Genomic DNA, 17,952 nt, shown 5'->3' with positions numbered 1-17,952 from the left:
CGGCCGTTTCATGGGGAGTTCTTCAGTGAAACCGGTCAAAGTAGGCATCTGTGGGTTAGGGACCGTCGGTGGCGGCACCTTCAACGTACTTCAGCGTAATGCTGAAGAAATTTCCCGCCGCGCAGGCCGTGGGATTGAAGTGGCGCAAATTGCCACGCGTTCGCCAAAGCCTCAGTTCCAAACGACCGGTATTGCGATTACCAACGATGTCTTCGCCGTTGCCACCAACCCTGAAATCGATATCGTCATCGAGCTGGTGGGCGGCTACACCGTGGCCCGCGAGTTGGTGCTCAAGGCCATCGAGAATGGCAAGCACGTGGTCACCGCCAACAAGGCGCTGATTGCCGTGCACGGCAACGAGATCTTCGCCAAAGCCCGCGAGAAGGGCGTGATCGTGGCGTTCGAAGCTGCCGTGGCCGGTGGTATCCCGGTGATCAAGGCGATCCGTGAAGGCTTGTCTGCCAACCGCATCAACTGGGTCGCGGGCATCATCAACGGCACCGGTAACTTCATCCTCACCGAGATGCGCGAGAAGGGCCGTACCTTCGAAGACGTGCTGGCTGAAGCCCAGGCCCTGGGCTACGCCGAGGCCGACCCGACGTTTGACGTGGAAGGCATCGATGCCGCCCACAAGCTGACCATCCTGGCGTCCATCGCCTTTGGTATCCCGCTGCAGTTCGACAAGGCCTACACCGAAGGCATCACCAAGCTGACCACTGCGGACGTGAACTACGCCGAAGCCCTGGGCTATCGCATCAAGCATCTTGGTGTGGCGCGCAGCACTCCAGCCGGTATCGAGCTGCGTGTGCACCCGACGTTGATCCCGGCCGACCGGCTGATCGCCAACGTCAACGGCGTGATGAACGCTGTGATGGTCAACGGTGACGCCGCAGGTTCCACGCTGTTCTACGGTGCCGGTGCCGGCATGGAGCCGACCGCTTCGTCGGTGATCGCCGACCTGGTGGACGTGGTTCGCGCCATGACCAGCGACCCGGAAAACCGTGTGCCGCACCTGGCCTTCCAGCCGGATTCGTTGTCGGCCCATCCGATTTTGCCGATCGAAGCCTGCGAAAGTGCCTACTACCTGCGCATCCAGGCCCAGGACCACCCGGGCGTGTTGGCTCAGGTTGCCAGTATCTTGTCGGAGCGCGGCATCAACATAGAGTCGATCATGCAAAAGGAAGTCGAGGAGCAAAACGGCCAAGTGCCGATGATCCTGCTGACCCATCGCGTGATCGAGCAGCACATGAACGATGCCATCGCCGCCCTGGAAGCCCTGCAAGGCGTGGTCGGCCCTGTGGTGCGCATCCGCGTCGAACACTTGAACTAACCGATTTGTTCCAGAGGCCCCGTGCGAGCGGCGGCCTCTGTTCGAGAATGTTTTAGAGGAGCCAGTCATGCGTTACATCAGCACCCGCGGCCAGGCACCGGCCCTGAATTTTGAAGACGTCTTGCTGGCAGGCCTTGCCACTGACGGCGGCCTGTACGTGCCGGAAAACCTGCCACGCTTCACCCAGGAAGAAATCGCTTCGTGGGCTGGCCTGCCGTACCACGAACTGGCATTCCGCGTGATGCGCCCGTTCGTCACCGGCAGCATTCCGGATGCGGATTTCAAGAAGATCCTGGAGGAGACCTACGGCGTCTTTTCCCACAGCGCTATCGCCCCATTGCGTCAACTGAACGGCAATGAGTGGGTACTGGAGTTGTTCCACGGCCCGACCCTGGCGTTCAAGGACTTCGCCCTGCAACTGCTGGGTCGCCTGCTCGACTACGTGCTGCAAAAACGCGGCGAGCGCGTGGTGATCATCGGCGCGACTTCCGGCGATACCGGCTCGGCCGCCATCGAAGGCTGCAAACACTGCGAAAACGTCGACATCTTCATCCTGCACCCGCACCAGCGCGTGTCGGAAGTACAGCGTCGCCAGATGACCACCATCTTCGGTGAGAACATCCATAACATCGCCATCGAAGGCAACTTCGATGACTGCCAGGAAATGGTCAAGAACAGCTTCGCTGACCAGAGCTTCCTGAAGGGCACGCGTCTGGTGGCGGTGAACTCGATCAACTGGGCGCGGATCATGGCCCAGATCGTCTATTACTTCCACGCGTCCCTGCAGTTGGGTGGCCCGGCGCGTTCGGTGTCGTTCTCGGTGCCCACCGGCAACTTCGGCGACATCTTCGCCGGTTACCTGGCGCGCAACATGGGCCTGCCGATCAACCAGTTGATCGTCGCCACCAATCGCAACGACATCCTGCACCGCTTCATGAGCGGCAACCAGTATGTGAAGGAAACCCTGCACGCTACGCTGTCGCCGTCCATGGACATCATGGTCTCGTCGAACTTCGAACGCCTGCTGTTCGACATGCACGGTCGCAACGGCGCGGCGATTGCCGGCCTGATGGACACCTTCAAAAGCGGCGGCGGTTTCAGCGTGGATGAAGAGCGCTGGACAGAAACCCGCAAGCTGTTCGACTCCTTGGCCGTGGACGACGCACAGACCTGCGAAACCATCGCAGAGGTCTACGCCCAGACCGGCGAACTGCTCGACCCGCACACTGCCATTGGTGTGAAGGCCGCCCGCGAATGCCGTCGCAGCCTGGATATCCCGATGGTGATCCTTGGCACCGCCCACCCGGTTAAATTCCCGGAAGCGGTGGAGAAGGCTGGCGTTGGCAAAGCGCTGGAATTGCCGGTGCACCTGGCCGACCTGTTCGAGCGTGAAGAGCGTTGCACGGTGTTGGCCAATGACCTTAAGGCTGTGCAGGCGTTTGTGAGCCAGCATGGCAACCGGGGTAAGCCGTTGTAAGGCGAACCGCGTAGACAAAAACGCCGCTTTCCCTTCCTTGGGTCAGCGGCGTTTTTTGTTTTTTACAGGCCCAGCGGGTGATGAATTATAAGAAAAGCTTAATGGCCATTCCTGTAATGGAAGCAATCGTTGCGACAACGGCCATTGCAACACCCATGGGGTACCAGAAGTTCTCGCGGGTTATTTTGTGAGCCTCGGCGTTGAGCTTGCGTTGCTCCGCATAGATGCGCGATATGTCGGCGTGAATTTTCTCCAATGCAGCATGCTCTTTGTCGTATTCCAGCATCGTCTTCATCCTTCGCAATAAGGGCCTTTTGACATGCGCTTTTATCTGCGTAGCAGCGTGACCAGCGCTCATCGAGTATAGGATTCACCTTCGGCCGCAGCCGCCGCCAAACCCCAAAACAACCACCCATTGCGTAAGCATTCATGTGCGGCCGTTTTTTCCCTGTCATGTTGCAAGCGCATGCTGGAATCCGTCACCCCTGGCGGCCCCATAAAGACGATAAAGCGAACTTTCCTACGTCACGACCAGTCACTTAGGATAGATGCAGCTCCCGTTGAACCGATTGTTCCCGAACTATTGAGTGGTGATCGAGATGGAAAGTATCAGCCTATTGCTCGAAGAAGCACTGAGCCCTTATCAGGTTACGCTGACCACCTCTGGTGTGCAGGACTCCATCGTGACCGTGAAGAACCCTGCCGGCGCCATCGTGGTCGAGCGTGACGTTGACCGGGCCCAATTGATGGACAAGCGTGTGTTGGTGGATGTGGTGGACTGCCTGCTACGGGACATTAAAATCGCCGAAGGGCGTCTGGAACCCTCGGTCATCGCGGCCTTGCGCAGCGCTGCCCAGACGCGCAACGCCGCCGCTGCATGAAGAATTGTTTATAGATGGAAACTTCCTACAACGTGGCCGGTCAGATTTCATAACAGCAAGAGCAAACATTGTGCTCCGGTGTTTGTGCCTTGTTGTACTGGTCTTTATTTACAGGCCACGTTTAACCCCGAAGTGTCTCCCCACGCTTCGGGGTTTCTTTTTGCCTGCGATCCGTCACGGTTCCGGCGAGTCTTGGAAAAAACTTGGATTGTCGTGCAGGTAGCGCTCGCGCATCACCGGGTCCAACCACGAGGCGTAGGACTGTTGTACCTGCTCCAGTGGAATTTCGCGCAGTACCTGGTTGATCCGCTCAATGGCCTGGCGCCCTTGGGCCGTGTCCGAGCAACCAATGTGCGTGCGCTGGTAAGGCGCTGAACCCTTGATGGGATAGAAGCTCAGCTCGTCTGCGGCGATGTCCTGCTGCATCGCGTGGTAGCGGATCTCTGGCCAATAGCCCAGCACCGCCTCCAGCCGCCCCAGGCGTTGCATTTGCAGCAGGCTGCCCAAGGCATCGTTGCCGTAGTGAAGTGCCAGTTTATGGGCATCGGCATATTTGAGTCGTTCATCGATGATGGGCCCATAGCTGCGCTCCGCAATGGCACCCACCCGTGCTTTATGCGCATCGAGGAACGCCTGCAAGTCGAACTGGCCCTCGGAGATGTAAGGTGCCATGGCTTCCTGTTGGCTGCGTCGGATCGTGACCCCATTGCTGGCAACCACAAACGCCTGGCTGGAAAACACGATGTACTTGGCCCGCTCCGCCGTCCACAGCAATGATGGGTCGCAGGTGAAGCTGGGCTCACGCATCATCTGCATGCCGCGCGCGCGATTGACGTGTAGCACCTGATGCCGATACTCCGGCAGATGCTCGATCAGTATCGGCAGCAGTTGGTCCAGCGCGCCCTGGCCTTTGCCTGGCCCTTCGAAAATGGTCAGCGGCGGCAAATCGCGCAGCAACCAAATCAACGTGTCCTCGGCATGCGCAGGCAAGGACCCGCCACCGAGGATTGCGGCGGTGAGGCTTAGCTGCGTGAACCAGCGTTTGCACCATTGGGGCATCAGATTGCGCCTTCCTCACGCAAGCGGATAATGGCGGCGGCGTCATACCCCAGCCCGTTGAGCACCACGCTGTTATGTTCGCCCAGCTGCGGCCCCACCCATTCGCAACTGCCGGGGGTGTCGGACAGCTTGGGCACGATGCCTGGCATCTTGAAGTCTTTGCCGCCGGGCAGTTGGGCCTTGAGGAACATCTCCCTGGCAAGAAATTGCGGGTCACCCAGCATGTCCTCGGCGCTGTAGATGCGGCTCGCTGGCACCTCGGCCTTGTTCAGGGCGTCGACCACCTGGTCCAGCGGCAACGAGTTGACCCAGCGATCAATCACCCCATACAACTCGTCGCGACGGCCATCACGCCCGTCATTGCTGGCAAGCTGCGGATCATTGGCCAGGTCCTCACGGCCGATGGCGGCCATGAAGCGCTTGAAGATGGCGTCACCGTTAGCGCCAATCTGCACATGTTTGCCGTCGGCGCTGGTGTGGATGGAGGAGGGTGTAATGCCCGGCATGATGTTGCCGGTGCGCTCGCGAATGAAGCCGAACACGTCGAACTCGGGGATCATGCTTTCCATCATGGCGAAGATGGCTTCATACAGCGCCACATCCACCACTTGGCCCAGCCCGCCGTTGACCTCGCGATGCCGCAGCGCCATCAGTGCCCCGATCACCGCCCACAAGGCCGCGATGGAATCGCCGATGGAAATGCCCGTGCGCACCGGCGGGCGGTCCTCGAAACCCGTGATGTAGCGCAGCCCGCCCATGGACTCGCCCACTGCGCCAAACCCCGGTTGATCTTTCATCGGTCCGGTCTGGCCAAAGCCTGAGAGGCGCACCATTACCAGCTTGGGGTTGAGCGCGTGCAGGGTTTCCCAGCTTAGGCCGAGCTTTTCCAGCACGCCGGGACGGAAGTTCTCGATCAGGATGTCGGCGTCTGCCAACAACTGCTTGAGGATCGTCAGGCCTTCCGGGTGCTTGAGGTTCAGTGTTAGCGATTGTTTGTTACGCGCCTGCACGAACCACCACAACGAGGTGCCCTCGTACAGCTTGCGCCATTTGCGCAGCGGATCACCGCCGTCCGGGGACTCCACCTTGATCACCTCGGCACCGAATTCGGCGCAGATGCGTGAGGCGAACGGGCCGGCGATCAGGGTGCCGAGTTCGATGACTTTCAGGCCGGCGAGGGGTTTGGCATTAAACGACATGAGGATCCTTGTCTGCGCGATGGCGGTAGCGTTAAGCCTTTTAACATAGGCGGGTGGTCATGGATAAGGATCATGATTCGTTGAATGGCCTCGCCATCGGTTAGACTGGCCGCCTTTCCCTGTCTCTAGAAGTCCGTTCATGGCCCAGCCGTCCACGACCTACAAATTCGAACTCAACCTCACCGACCTTGATCGCTCGGTGTACGAGAGCGTCAAACAGACCATCGCCCGCCATCCTTCGGAAACCGAAGAGCGCATGACCGTGCGCTTGCTGGCTTATGCCCTCTGGTACAACGAGCAGTTGGCATTCGGCCGTGGCCTGTCAGATGTCGACGAGCCAGCGCTGTGGGAAAAAAGCCTGGATGATCGGGTGCTGCACTGGATCGAAGTCGGCCAGCCCGACGCCGACCGCCTGACCTGGTGCTCGCGCCGCACTGAACGCACCAGCCTGCTGGCCTATGGCAGCCTGCGTGTGTGGGAAGGCAAGGTGGTGCCGGTGGCCAATAACCTGAAAAACGTGCACATCGCCGCTGTGCCGCAGGACGTGCTGGAGACCTTGGCCAAGGACATGCCCCGGGTGATCAAGTGGGATGTGATGATCAGCGAAGGCACCATTTTTGTGACCGATGATCGCGGCCAGCACGAAGTGCAGCTGCAATGGCTGGTCGGCGAACGCGGCTGACCCCTGTAGGAGCGAGCTTGCTCGCGAAAAACCTGAGGGCGCCGCGTTAAGCCAGGCAACCCGTGTCATCGTTAACGATTTTCGCGAGCAAGCTCGCTCCTACAGTTGCATTGAAGAGAATTCACCTGCGTCCCATGCGTATCGATCCCCGTCCATTGCCCGCTGTCCTGCCATTCCTCGGCGAATTGCCACCGCTGTTGACCCGTCTCTACGCTGCCCGCGGTGTGCAGTCGCAGGCTGAGCTGGATAAAAGCCTGGCGCGATTGATTCCCTATCAGCAGCTCAAGGGTATCGATGCCGCTGTGGACCTGCTGGTGACGGCTCTGGAACAGCGCCAACGCATCCTGATCGTCGGTGACTTCGACGCCGATGGCGCCACCGCCAGTACCGTAGGCACCTTGGGCCTGCGCTTGCTCGGTGCGGCCCATGTGGATTACTTGGTGCCCAACCGGTTTGAATACGGCTACGGCCTGACCCCGGAAATCGTTGCCGTGGCCTTGCAGCGCGAACCGCAGTTGCTGATCACGGTGGATAACGGCATCTCCAGCGTTGAAGGCGTGGCGGCAGCGAAAGCGGCGGGGCTGCAAGTATTGGTCACTGACCACCACTTGCCCGGGGATGAACTGCCAGCGGCGGACGCGATCGTCAACCCGAACCAGCCAGGTTGCGAGTTTCCCAGCAAGGCCCTGGCCGGTGTGGGCGTGATCTTCTATGTGTTGATGGCCCTGCGTGCGCGCCTGCGCAGCCTGGGCTGGTACGAGAACAAACCCCAGCCGAATATCGGCGAACTGCTCGATCTGGTGGCCCTGGGCAGCGTGGCTGACGTGGTGCCGTTGGACGCCAACAACCGCATCCTCGTGCACCAGGGCCTGGAGCGCATTCGTGCTGGTCGTGCGCGGCCGGGGATCAAGGCGATCCTTGAAGTGGCCAAGCGCGATGCGGCGCGTATCACCTCTACCGACCTGGGTTTTATTCTCGGGCCACGCTTGAACGCAGCGGGGCGCCTGGATGATATGAGCCTGGGCATCGAATGCTTGCTCACCACCGACTTCGCCGCCGCCCGGGAAATGGCCGCGCAGTTGGACGGTATGAACCAGGACCGCAAATCCATCGAGCAAGGCATGCAGCGCGAGGCCTTGGCCCAGCTCAAGGACTTGCCGGTGGAGTCGATGCCTTATGGCTTGTGCCTGTTCGACCCGGAATGGCACCAAGGCGTGATCGGCATCCTGGCCTCACGTATGAAAGAGCGCTACTTCCGCCCGACCATCGCCTTCGCCGATGCCGGTGATGGCCTGCTCAAGGGCTCAGGGCGCTCTGTGCAGGGCTTTCACATCCGTGATGCGCTGGCGGTGGTGGCGAGCCAGCATCCCAACCTGATCGCCAAATACGGCGGCCACGCCATGGCGGCGGGGCTGACACTGCCGGAGGAAAACTTCCCACTGTTCGCCGAAGCGTTTGACGCCGAAGTGCGTCGGCAACTGCGTGAAGAAGACCTGACCGGACGCTTGCTGTCCGATGGCACGCTGGCGGTGGAAGAGTTTCACCTGGAACTGGCCCGTGCACTGCGCCATGCCGGTCCTTGGGGCCAGCACTTTCCCGAGCCGGTGTTTCACGGTGTGTTCCAGTTGGTGGAGCAGCGCGTGGTGGGTGAGCGGCACCTGAAGGTGGTGCTCAAGACCGAGTGCGGGTCGGTGAAGCTCGATGGCATTGCGTTTGGGGTGGATCGTGAGGTGTGGCCGAACCCGACGGTGAAGTGGGTGGAGTTGGCCTACAAGCTGGATGTGAACGAGTTTCGGGGCAATGAAACGGTGCAATTGATGATTGCCCATATCGAACCGCGCTAAATCTCAAGAACACCACAAAACCAAATGTGGGAGCGGGCTTGCTCGCGAAGACGGAGTGTCAGTCAATGTTGCTGTGACTGATCCACCGCTTTCGCGAGCAAGCCCGCTCCCACATTTTTAAACCGCGTACAGCCTGAAGTTACTCAGCTTTATTCTTGGCCTGATGCTTGACGATGATATCCACCAACCGCTTGGCCAGCGCCGGGTAGTTCTCATCGAAGTGATGCCCGCCTGGTAGCTTCAAGGCTTCACCCACTGCGGTCTTGTCGGTGCAACCACTTTCATCGACTTCTTCGGCACCATAGATGCACACCACTTTGTCCGCCGGCAGCTTGGCCATTTCCGGGCCGGTGGCGGCTTCTTTACCGGCGTTACCCAGCCAGCCTTCCACTTCGATCTCAAAGCTGCCAGTACGGGCGAATGCCAGCAGGATGATCGCGTCTACACGCTGCTGCTCGTTCTCCGGCATGCGGTTGTAGATCGCGGGCAGCACGTCGGCGCCGAACGAGTAACCGGTCAGCACGAAGCGCTTGGTGCCCCACTTCTGCCGGTAGTGCTGCATCAGCTCGGTGAGGTCCTTGGCGCTTTGTTCGGGAGTCTTGTGCTGCCAGTAGTAGCGCAGGGTGTCGATGCCCACCACCGGGTAGCCGATCTTGGCCATCTCGCCGGCCACGTCGCGGTCCAGGTCACGCCAGCCGCCGTCACCGGAGAGGAACAGGGTGACGGTGTCCTTGGCTTGGCCAGCGGGTACTTCGACCACTGGAATTGCCAGGCCGCCGTTGTCCGAACCCACCAGTTGCTTGCGCAGCTCGTTGTTCAGCACCTGTGGGTAGTGAATGTCGTAGTCGCTGATGCTGGTGGTGGCGCGCGGTGTATCGCGTACGAAGCTGGCGCTTTCATCGTCAGGGTTATCGTTCCAGGCCACCAGCCAGTTGCCGTGGGCCGAGGTTTTTGGCAGTGGGTCTTTGCAGCCTTCCTGTACCAGGGCGAAGCCAACGGAGATGGCATTGGCCTTGTCGTCGCTCTGGGTGGCCAGCCAGCGCCAGGCGAGGGCTGCGCCAGGGCCGATGCCGCTCACCAGCGTTGCCGGGCCCTTGAGCTGGCCCAGGGCGCTTTGCAGCGCTTGTTCCTGCTGCGTGCAGTCATCCTTGGGCAGGATCACCTGAACAATCTGCGCCTTGCCACCCTGGCTCAGGGCAATCAGTTGGCTGTCGGTCAGGATTTCATCGGCCATCACCGCCACGGCAACGCGGGCTTTGGGCGTGCCGTTGGGGGTCACGCGGGTCATCACCGAGCCATCAGCCTGGGGCAATTGCTCCAGGGTCGGCTGCGGGGCAGGGCGGTTCCAGTACCAATAGCCGCCACCCAAGACCAGGGCGAGCAGCACTACAAAGGCCAATACATACCGCCAGGAGCGTCGAATCATCAGCGTTTCACCAATCCAGTCAAGCCGCCCGCGATCAGGGCGGCGGTATCGGCCAGTGCCACCAGCGGATCAAGTCCTGCGGGCACGGCCATGTAACGGGGTTCCCAGTCAGGCTGGAACTTGTCTTTGAAGCGGCGCAAACCTTGGAAGTTATACAGTTGCTCGCCACGGCGGAACACCATCGAGCCCAGGCGTTGGGTGAGCGGTGCGCCCCGGCGCGGCTGCAGGCCCGACAACGGCACCATGCCAAGGCTGAAACGGGCGTAACCGTGACTCTTATAGTGTTGAATCAAGCCGACCATCATGAACTCCATGGTCAGCTTGGGCGCGTCCGGGTGGGCACGCATCAGGTCGAGACTGGCCAAGTCGTGGTTGTAGGTCTCGAGCAGGTTGGCGAAGGCCACCGGGCGCCCTTCGAAGCGAATGATCGCCATGCGAAAGTGCTTGAGGTAGTCGTCGCTGAAGCGTCCCAGGGAAAAGCCCTTTTCCCGCACGTTCTTGCCGGTCAGCCAGGCGTCGGAGATGACTTTGAGTTCATCCATCGGCGCCATGCCCGGCTCATGGATCTCCAGGGACAGGCCGTCCCGGGTGCCACGGTTCCAGGTGTAGCGCAGGTCCTTCATCTCTTTGCCCTTGGCTTCCAGGTCAAAGCGCTTGAGGTCTACGCGGGCTTCTTCGCCCAACTTGATCGCGGTGAGGCCGATGTCCATGTAGTACGGCAGGTTCTCTGCCCGCACCTGGTAGAACACCGGGCGCGCATGGTGAATGTCGCACAGGTCGCGGAACTGCCAGATCATCTCGGCGCGGGGTTGGGTCGGGCCGATCGGATCGTACAAGGCTACCAGGCTGCGCCCGCGGCGGGCGTACATGAGGAAAGCTTCATCATTGGGATGGAACAGCAGTGCCTTGTCGCCAGTGAGCGCCAGTCCGCCGTCGGGCTGGGACGAAGCCATCAGGATCTTGGTGGCGCGTTCCAGTTCATCCGGTGTGGGCAGGTGGATCACCGGGCGCGCTGTACGCAGCAGCCAGGTCAGCGACACGATTACTAACAGCACGGCCGCACCGAGCAACGAGCGCAAGCCGCGCGGGGCGTTGGCGTCGAGGGTGAACTGCCACCACAGTTGATGGCTGTAGGGTACGTCTTGATAGGCAAACAGCAGCAGCCAGATCGAAGCGCCGAGCACGCACACGCTGGCTACCAGGTACAGCGGCGAGAACGGCAGTTCGGTCAGACGGCTGGCGCGGTAGAACGAGCGACGGAAGATTGCCAGCAGGATCGCCGTCATGGTCATCAGGCTGGCTTCTTCCCAGTCAAAACCCTTGAGCAGCGAGAGCAGGGCGCCGGTCAACAGCAGCACCATGGTCAACATCCAGGCGGCCGACAAGCGTCGGCGCAACCCCTGGGCCAGCAACAGGCACAGCACGCCGATCAGGCTGGCGCCGAAGTGGGAGGCGTCAATCAGGCGATGGGGAATCAGGAAGCCGATGTTTTCCAGGCGTGAGTCGATCTCCGGCGTGGCGCCGGAAAACAGCAGGACCACGCCGGACAAAAAAACCAGTACGGCCAACACCGGCGCCGCGAGACCCGAGGCCACCCGCAGGCTCTGCTGGGTCTGGAACAGGCGCTGGGCCTCGTTGACCAGCAGGAACACACAGGCGATCAGCAGCGGCAGCACCACGTAGATCATGCGATATAGAAGCAGGGCCGCAGCCAGGGGCGCCGCACCGAGCTTATCGGCAAAGGCGGCAAGCAGGATCGCTTCGAATACACCGACCCCACCCGGTACATGGCTGAGCACGCCAGCGGCCAGGGCCAGCAGGTACACCAGCAAGAACGGGCCGAAGGGCGGTGCCTCGGGGAGCAACATATAAAGGACGGTGGCGGCAGCGGCTACGTCCAGTGCGGTGATGATCAGTTGCAGGAAGGTCAGGCGACGACCCGGCAGGCGCAGCGTGCGACGGCCAGCCTTGACCAGCAGGTTGTCCGGGTAGGGTTGCTCCGGCAGGCGACGGCGATAAATACCGATGCACAACACGGCCGACAACAGCAGCACCGCGCCAGCAATCCCGCCAAGCACCGCTTGTGGCAAATGCAGGTAGGTCGATGCGGCGGGCAGGTTGCTCAGTGTCGCCAGCGCAGCCAGCGGCGGCAGGGCAGTGCCCAGGGCCAGGCTGGCAAACACGGTCATGTGGGCCACTTCCGAAGCCCCGATGCCGTGGCGCGCATATAAACGGTAACGCACCGAACCGCCGGAGAGCATCGACAAGCCAATGGCATTACCGATGGCAAAGGCGGTAAAGCCGCCGAGGGCCAGGGTCTTGGCGGGCAGGTTTACCCCGGCGTAACGCGCACCGGAAAACTCATAGCCCAAGAGAATGACGAACCCTGCGACGGCCGCCGCAAACGCACCGAGCAACGCGGGCTTGGGGACTTCCAGGATCGAGTCGTGGAGCGCGTAGAGGTCCAGTTCCAGCAGCAGGTGTCGGCAGGCGATCAGGGCAATGGCGAACAGCAACAGTGTAACGGCCAGCCCAATGGGTTGCCGGTATTTACTCACCAGATCCAGCCAACGCAAACGTGTGGGAGTGATCGGTTGTTCTGCTGTGACGGTGTCTTGTGGTTCAGACGAGTTGGCGCGCATCAATCACCTCGTGGATTGTGCGCGACAGGATGGAGGTATCCAGCCAAGTTACCAATCCCTATGGACAAAATAATTACAAATATTAACGCGTATCACCGGGTGGGGCGACTGCGGCCATTGGTCGTAGAAGGTAGCGCTTGAGCGTTGAGCATAGCTTGCAAAGAGATGGACTCAACAAACCGCGCAGGGTTTCATGAAATATGCCATCTCATTGTTTCAGAAGAACTTTTTCACCGGATACAAAAAAGGCCACTCTTTCGAGTAGCCTTTTTTGATGTTTGGTTGCGGGAGCCGGATTTGAACCGACGACCTTCGGGTTATGAGCCCGACGAGCTACCAGACTGCTCCATCCCGCGTCTGTGGGCGGCATTCTACAGCCAAGCGGCGGGGTGTCAACTGTTAATGGATATATTGGTCAAATAAGTGTGAATTAACCGTAGCTTGCCGGCTGAGCACCTTAAGTGCGCGATAGACAAAGGTTTTTTGTCCGACAATCAAAAAACAGGCGCGCACAAAAAAGGCCACTCTTTCGAGTAGCCTTTTTTGATGTTTGGTTGCGGGAGCCGGATTTGAACCGACGACCTTCGGGTTATGAGCCCGACGAGCTACCAGACTGCTCCATCCCGCGTCTGTGGGCGGCATTCTACAGCCAAGCGGCGGGGTGTCAACTGTTAATGGATATATTGGTCAAATAAGTGTGAATTAACCGTAGCTTGCCGGCTGAGCACCTTAAGTGCGCGATAGACAAAGGTTTTTTGTCCGACAATCAAAAAACAGGCGCGCACAAAAAAGGCCACTCTTTCGAGTAGCCTTTTTTGATGTTTGGTTGCGGGAGCCGGATTTGAACCGACGACCTTCGGGTTATGAGCCCGACGAGCTACCAGACTGCTCCATCCCGCGTCTGTGGGCGGCATTCTACAGCCAAGCGGCGGGGTGTCAACTGTTAATGGATATATTGGTCAAATAAGTGTGAATTAACCGTAGCTTGCCGGCTGAGCACCTTAAGTGCGCGATAGACAAAGGTTTTTTGTCCGACAATCAAAAAACAGGCGCGCACAAAAAAGGCCACTCTTTCGAGTAGCCTTTTTTGATGTTTGGTTGCGGGAGCCGGATTTGAACCGACGACCTTCGGGTTATGAGCCCGACGAGCTACCAGACTGCTCCATCCCGCGTCTGTGTGTCGGCATTCTACAGAGGAACGCGGGTGTGTCAACCTGTGAATTGAAGAAAAGCGCTTGTGGTTCAATTGGTTAGCTCTCCAAAGCGGTGCTCGGAAGCCTTCGGGGCCAGTCTGGCTAGGGCTTTCAGCTCTATTGGAAGCTCAGATTCGATTGAAAAAATAAATTCATCTGGGAATCTTCCTACCGCTTATGCGGAAGATTCAAACTACTGGTGCTATATACAGGGGTGAGTGCGATACTGGTCGCCCGTTGAATCAACCCTCTGTTTATATGACGCAACGCAAAATCATCCACGTCGACTGTGATTGCTTTTACGCCGCCATCGAGATGCGCGATGACCCGAGCCTGGCGCAAAAACCCTTGGCAGTGGGCGGTTCGGCAGACCGACGTGGTGTGATCGCGACCTGCAACTACGAGGCGCGGGCGTACGGGGTGCGTTCAGCCATGTCGTCCCGCCATGCCTTGAAGCTGTGCCCGGACCTGACCATCGTCAAGCCGCGCATGGATGCCTATAAAGAAGCATCGAAGGAAATCCAGACGATCTTTCGCGACTACACCGACTTGATCGAACCGTTGTCCTTAGATGAAGCCTATCTGGATGTGTCCGACAGCCCACACTTTGGCGGCAGCGCGACGCGTATTGCCCAGGACATTCGCCGCCGCGTGTCCAACCAGTTGCATATCACCGTTTCTGCAGGCGTGGCGCCGAACAAGTTCCTGGCCAAAATCGCCAGCGACTGGAAGAAGCCTAATGGTTTGTTTGTGATTACCCCGGACCAGGTCGAAGACTTTGTCTCGCAGTTGCGGGTGAGCAAGTTGCACGGCGTGGGCAAGGTCACTGCCGACAAGCTGGCCCGCCTGGGCATTGAAGACTGTTTGCAACTGCGCGAGTGGAACAAGCTGGCGCTGGTGCGGGAATTCGGCAGTTTTGGTGAGCGGCTGTGGAGCTTGGCGCGTGGGATTGATGACCGAGTGGTGCAGAACGACAGCCGCCGGCAATCGATCAGCGTAGAAAACACCTACGATGTGGACTTGCCGGACCTTTCAAGCTGCCTGGCCAAACTCCCCGAATTGATGGAAACCTTGGCCGGGCGCATGGCGCGCATCGACAGCAGTTACCGAGCGGGCAAGCCGTTCGTGAAGGTGAAGTTTCATGACTTTACCCAGACGACCTTGGAGCAGGCGGGGGCGGGGCGGGATTTGGAGAGTTATCAACAGCTGCTGACGCAGGCGTTCAATCGGGGTGGGAAGCCGGTGCGGTTGTTGGGGATTGGGGTGAGGTTGCTTGATCTGAGCAGCGGCAACGAACAACTCGAATTTTCCTGGTAGAAACCGGATAAAGCTGTGGGAGCTGGCTTGCCTGCGATGGCATCACCTCGGTGTTACTGACACTCCGAGGTGTCTGCATCGCAGGCAAGCCAGCTCCCACATTTAGATCTGCGGCGTTTGTAACATGTCAGCGAGCGCCGGGGTCTGCCACCAACCGCCCCGCATCCTTGGTCAGCGCCTGCAAAAACTCCTGCTGCAACTCCGGATCATTGCGAGTCAGTTCAATCAAGCTCTGTTCCAGCTCACTGGCTTCTTCTTCCAGTCCCAGTTCCGACAGGCGTTTGACCCGGTGCACCCACTGGTTCACCTCGTCATCTTCCAGGTCGTCATAGATCAGGCCGTGGGCTTCCAGCAACTTGCCGCGCAACGTACTGCTAATCGCCAGGGTCGAGTCCGAATGCACATCGTCCTGGCCATCTTCCACGCTGATCTTCAAGGTGCTGATGCGGTTCAGGTCCTGTTCGGCAAATGGGCTGTCCAGCAGGTTCAGGCGCAGTACGCCGTTGCGGTCGGTGGTCAGCTCATGGGTTTGCTTGCCGGCGGTGACCTGCACCGGGCGTTCGCTCCAGGGTAGGCTCGAATACTCCACGCGCTTGTCGCGCTGGACTTCATCAATGCCCGCCAGGTTCTGTTGCGCACGGCCGTGGGACTGCACGTTCATGAACGGGTTGAGGCCGTCCACGCCGTAGGTCAGCCAGTCGCGGGTCACGCTGGTGGGCAGGTTGCCAAGGGCGAAGATATTCACCACGTTGGCACCTGCGCCAGCCACCAGGGCTACGGCGCCCAACGGCATCTCGTAGACTTTGCGCCAGGGTTGGTAAGGGGTGTAGCGGTCGTAGCGACGGGTGACTTCGAACTCGGTGACCTCAAAGGTCTTCTGTTCGTGAATCCGCACCCGGCGTTGCGGCAGCTCCAGCACTTTGGGTTCGCCTACATCGATCTGCAGGCTGTGGTCGAGCAACTTACGCTCAACCCGCTCCTCGTGCTCACTGCGTTGCGACATCTGGTTGGCGCAGCCGCTGACCAGCAGGGCGCCGCACAAGGCGGCGCCCCCCAGGGCTCTGGTGTTTCGCTTGAACATGACTTCTCTTGATCTGGTTTTCAGCGACGAATACGCGCCTGAAGGAAAGACAGCACGTCAGCCACCGGCAACGGTTGGGCTTCGGCTTCGGTCCGGCTCTTGTATTCCAGATTGCCATCGGCCAGGCCGCGGTCACTGACCACGATCCGGTGCGGGATGCCAATCAGTTCCATGTCGGCGAACTTGATGCCCGGGCTGGTTTTCTTGTCCCGGTCATCCAGCAGCACTTCGAAACCTGCGGCCGTCAGTTCGGCATACAGTTTGTCGGTGGCTTCGCGTACTTGCTCGGTTTCGTAGCGCAGGGGCACGAGGGCGATCTGGAACGGCGCCAGGGTGTCGCTCCAGATGATGCCGTTTTCGTCGTTGTTCTGCTCGATGGCAGCGGCAACCACACGGGAAACGCCAATGCCGTAGCAACCCATTTCCAGGATCACCGGCTTGCCGTTTTCACCCAGCACCTTGCAGTTCATCGCCTGGCTGTACTTGTTGCCCAGCTGGAAGATGTGCCCGACTTCGATGCCGCGCTTGATCTCCAGGGTGCCCTTGCCGTCCGGGCTTGGGTCGCCAGCCACCACGTTGCGCAAGTCGGCCACGGTTGGAACCGGCAGGTCACGCTCCCAGTTCACGCCGAAGTAGTGCTTGTCGTCGATGTTCGCGCCGATACCGAAGTCGCTCATCAGCTCAACCGAGCGGTCGATGATGATCGGCAGCGGCAGGTTCAGCGGGCCGAGGGAACCGGCACCGGCGCCAATGGCGTCGCGCAGTTCGGCATCGGTGGCCATGACCAGCGGGCTGGCCACGCCAGGTTGCTGGGCCGCCTTGATTTCGTTGAGTTCGTGGTCGCCGCGGATCACCAGGGCGATCAGCTTGCCTTCTTCCTCGGCGCGCACGATCAGGGTCTTGATGGTCTTTTCAATCGGCAGATTGAATTTTTCCACCAGGGCCGCGATGGTCTTGGTCTCTGGGGTGTCTACCAGGCGCAGTTCTTCGGCCGGTGCAGGACGGGAGGTTTCCCGTGGCACGGCTTCGGCTTTCTCGATGTTCGCCGCGTAGTCGGAGCCGTTGCTGAACACGATATCGTCTTCGCCGGACTCGGCCAGTACGTGGAACTCGTGGGAGCCGGCACCGCCGATGGAGCCGTTGTCCGCTTCAACCGGGCGGAATTTCAGGCCCAGGCGCGTGAAGACGTTGCAGTAGGCCTGGTGCATGCGGTCGTAGGTGACCTGCAGGGACGCCTGGTCAGCGTGGAACGAATAGGCGTCCTTCATGATGAATTCGCGGCCGCGCATCAAGCCGAAGCGTGGGCGAATTTCATCACGGAATTTGGTCTGGATCTGATACAGGTTCAGCGGCAGCTGTTTGTAGCTGCTCAGCTCGTTGCGCATCAGGTCGGTGATCACTTCTTCGTGGGTCGGGCCAGCGCAGAAATCGCGGCCATGACGGTCCTTGAAGCGCAGCAACTCAGGGCCATACTCTTCCCAGCGCCCGGATTCCTGCCACAGTTCAGCCGGTTGGGTGCTCGGCATCAACACTTCCAGAGAGCCGGCGGCGTTCATTTCTTCGCGAACGATGGCTTCGACCTTGCGCATCACCTTCAAGCCCATGGGCAGCCAGGTGTACAGGCCGGAGGCCAGTTTGCGGATCATACCGGCGCGCAGCATCAGTTGATGGCTGATTACGACGGCGTCGGAAGGCGTTTCTTTCTGTGTGGCGAGCAAATATTGACTGGTACGCATGGTAGGCCGTTGTCGGTTGCTTGGACTTGAAATGACTTGGGATTGTACGGGCGGTTGTCGCTCGCGTACAGGCATGAGCTATGTA

The 17,952-nt window shown here is 59.9% G+C and carries 13 protein-coding genes and 4 tRNA genes; 6 read left to right on the top strand and 11 right to left on the bottom strand.

What is annotated here, in order from left to right; genetic code table 11:
• Positions 1–25: 25 nt before the first annotated feature.
• Both ACLD1Y_RS12280 and thrC read left to right on the top strand, forming a co-directional pair.
• Positions 26–1,330: a homoserine dehydrogenase gene (locus ACLD1Y_RS12280; RefSeq protein ID WP_429478232.1), complete on the top strand. Its 1,305-nt coding sequence runs from the start codon at positions 26–28 to the stop codon at positions 1,328–1,330.
• 67 nt (positions 1,331–1,397) lie between these two features.
• A complete protein-coding gene (gene thrC / locus ACLD1Y_RS12275) occupies positions 1,398–2,807 on the top strand; it encodes a threonine synthase (protein ID WP_429478231.1) in 1,410 nt (469 codons plus the stop codon).
• A gap of 85 nt (positions 2,808–2,892) precedes the next feature.
• Here the strand turns inward: thrC and ACLD1Y_RS12270 are convergent, their stop codons facing one another.
• A complete protein-coding gene (locus ACLD1Y_RS12270; RefSeq protein WP_429478230.1) occupies positions 2,893–3,093 on the bottom strand; it encodes a hypothetical protein in 201 nt (66 codons plus the stop codon).
• A 313-nt stretch (positions 3,094–3,406) separates the two neighbouring features.
• Here ACLD1Y_RS12270 and ACLD1Y_RS12265 point away from each other — a divergent pair, with 313 nt between their 5' ends.
• Positions 3,407–3,688: a DUF3509 domain-containing protein gene (locus ACLD1Y_RS12265; RefSeq protein ID WP_429478229.1), complete on the top strand. Its 282-nt coding sequence runs from the start codon at positions 3,407–3,409 to the stop codon at positions 3,686–3,688.
• Positions 3,689–3,862: 174 nt separating this feature from the next.
• On the opposite strand, the gene ACLD1Y_RS12260 is transcribed toward ACLD1Y_RS12265, so the two are convergent.
• Together ACLD1Y_RS12260 and ACLD1Y_RS12255 are read right to left on the bottom strand one after the other, a co-directional pair.
• Positions 3,863–4,747: a TIGR02285 family protein gene (locus ACLD1Y_RS12260; protein WP_429478228.1), complete on the bottom strand. Its 885-nt coding sequence runs from the start codon at positions 4,745–4,747 to the stop codon at positions 3,863–3,865.
• Positions 4,747–5,946, bottom strand: coding sequence for a CaiB/BaiF CoA transferase family protein (locus tag ACLD1Y_RS12255; protein ID WP_429478227.1), 1,200 nt, complete (start codon positions 5,944–5,946; stop codon positions 4,747–4,749). The genes ACLD1Y_RS12260 and ACLD1Y_RS12255 overlap by 1 nt, the downstream gene beginning before the upstream one ends.
• Positions 5,947–6,085: 139 nt before the next feature.
• On the opposite strand from ACLD1Y_RS12255, the gene ACLD1Y_RS12250 reads away from it, so the two are divergent.
• Both ACLD1Y_RS12250 and recJ read left to right on the top strand, forming a co-directional pair.
• Positions 6,086–6,628, top strand: a complete 543-nt coding sequence (locus tag ACLD1Y_RS12250; protein ID WP_429478226.1) for a YaeQ family protein — start codon at positions 6,086–6,088, stop codon at positions 6,626–6,628.
• Positions 6,629–6,762: 134 nt separating this feature from the next.
• Positions 6,763–8,472, top strand: coding sequence for a single-stranded-DNA-specific exonuclease RecJ (recJ, locus tag ACLD1Y_RS12245; protein WP_429478225.1), 1,710 nt, complete (start codon positions 6,763–6,765; stop codon positions 8,470–8,472).
• A gap of 139 nt (positions 8,473–8,611) precedes the next feature.
• On the opposite strand, the gene ACLD1Y_RS12240 is transcribed toward recJ, so the two are convergent.
• The 6 genes from ACLD1Y_RS12240 to ACLD1Y_RS12215 form a co-directional block, all read right to left on the bottom strand.
• Positions 8,612–9,898, bottom strand: coding sequence for a virulence factor family protein (locus ACLD1Y_RS12240; protein ID WP_429478224.1), 1,287 nt, complete (start codon positions 9,896–9,898; stop codon positions 8,612–8,614).
• A complete protein-coding gene (gene mprF / locus ACLD1Y_RS12235; protein ID WP_429478223.1) occupies positions 9,898–12,540 on the bottom strand; it encodes a bifunctional lysylphosphatidylglycerol flippase/synthetase MprF in 2,643 nt (880 codons plus the stop codon). Before mprF ends, ACLD1Y_RS12240 begins: the two co-directional genes overlap by 1 nt.
• 279 nt (positions 12,541–12,819) lie before the next feature.
• Positions 12,820–12,896: transfer RNA gene (locus ACLD1Y_RS12230), tRNA-Met, on the bottom strand.
• A 195-nt stretch (positions 12,897–13,091) separates the two neighbouring features.
• Positions 13,092–13,168 (bottom strand) — tRNA-Met (locus tag ACLD1Y_RS12225).
• A gap of 195 nt (positions 13,169–13,363) precedes the next feature.
• A tRNA-Met gene (locus ACLD1Y_RS12220) sits at positions 13,364–13,440 on the bottom strand.
• Positions 13,441–13,635: 195 nt separating this feature from the next.
• A tRNA-Met gene (locus ACLD1Y_RS12215) sits at positions 13,636–13,712 on the bottom strand.
• 279 nt (positions 13,713–13,991) lie between these two features.
• Between ACLD1Y_RS12215 and dinB the strand changes: the two genes are divergently transcribed.
• Positions 13,992–15,050: a DNA polymerase IV gene (gene dinB, locus ACLD1Y_RS12210; protein WP_314533891.1), complete on the top strand. Its 1,059-nt coding sequence runs from the start codon at positions 13,992–13,994 to the stop codon at positions 15,048–15,050.
• A 127-nt stretch (positions 15,051–15,177) separates the two neighbouring features.
• On the opposite strand, the gene ACLD1Y_RS12205 is transcribed toward dinB, so the two are convergent.
• Both ACLD1Y_RS12205 and ACLD1Y_RS12200 read right to left on the bottom strand, forming a co-directional pair.
• The gene (locus ACLD1Y_RS12205) at positions 15,178–16,131 is read right to left on the bottom strand and encodes a hypothetical protein (RefSeq protein ID WP_429478222.1); all 954 of its coding nucleotides are present in this window, start codon (positions 16,129–16,131) and stop codon (positions 15,178–15,180) included.
• Positions 16,132–16,151: 20 nt separating this feature from the next.
• The gene (locus ACLD1Y_RS12200; protein WP_429478221.1) at positions 16,152–17,867 is read right to left on the bottom strand and encodes a proline--tRNA ligase; all 1,716 of its coding nucleotides are present in this window, start codon (positions 17,865–17,867) and stop codon (positions 16,152–16,154) included.
• Positions 17,868–17,952: the final 85 nt, after the last annotated feature.

The sequence above is a fragment of the Pseudomonas sp. 18175 genome, assembly GCF_050432925.1.
Classification (GTDB): domain Bacteria; phylum Pseudomonadota; class Gammaproteobacteria; order Pseudomonadales; family Pseudomonadaceae; genus Aquipseudomonas.
The sequence above is the reverse complement of the archived record's forward strand: the minus strand, read 5'-3'. Positions and strand labels throughout refer to the sequence as shown.

Excerpts from the sequence above, each read along its gene's own strand:
- mprF (WP_429478223.1), bottom strand. The coding sequence starts at position 12,540 with ATGCGCGCCAACTCGTCTGAACCACAAGACACCGTCACAGCAGAACAA.
- ACLD1Y_RS12200 (WP_429478221.1), bottom strand. The coding sequence starts at position 17,867 with ATGCGTACCAGTCAATATTTGCTCGCCACACAGAAAGAAACGCCTTCC.
- ACLD1Y_RS12240 (WP_429478224.1), bottom strand. The coding sequence starts at position 9,898 with ATGATTCGACGCTCCTGGCGGTATGTATTGGCCTTTGTAGTGCTGCTC.
- ACLD1Y_RS12255 (WP_429478227.1), bottom strand. The coding sequence starts at position 5,946 with ATGTCGTTTAATGCCAAACCCCTCGCCGGCCTGAAAGTCATCGAACTC.
- ACLD1Y_RS12260 (WP_429478228.1), bottom strand. The coding sequence starts at position 4,747 with ATGCCCCAATGGTGCAAACGCTGGTTCACGCAGCTAAGCCTCACCGCC.
- ACLD1Y_RS12265 (WP_429478229.1), top strand. The coding sequence starts at position 3,407 with ATGGAAAGTATCAGCCTATTGCTCGAAGAAGCACTGAGCCCTTATCAG.
- ACLD1Y_RS12270 (WP_429478230.1), bottom strand. The coding sequence starts at position 3,093 with ATGCTGGAATACGACAAAGAGCATGCTGCATTGGAGAAAATTCACGCC.
- thrC (WP_429478231.1), top strand. The coding sequence starts at position 1,398 with ATGCGTTACATCAGCACCCGCGGCCAGGCACCGGCCCTGAATTTTGAA.
- ACLD1Y_RS12250 (WP_429478226.1), top strand. The coding sequence starts at position 6,086 with ATGGCCCAGCCGTCCACGACCTACAAATTCGAACTCAACCTCACCGAC.
- ACLD1Y_RS12205 (WP_429478222.1), bottom strand. The coding sequence starts at position 16,131 with ATGTTCAAGCGAAACACCAGAGCCCTGGGGGGCGCCGCCTTGTGCGGC.
- dinB (WP_314533891.1), top strand. The coding sequence starts at position 13,992 with ATGACGCAACGCAAAATCATCCACGTCGACTGTGATTGCTTTTACGCC.
- recJ (WP_429478225.1), top strand. The coding sequence starts at position 6,763 with ATGCGTATCGATCCCCGTCCATTGCCCGCTGTCCTGCCATTCCTCGGC.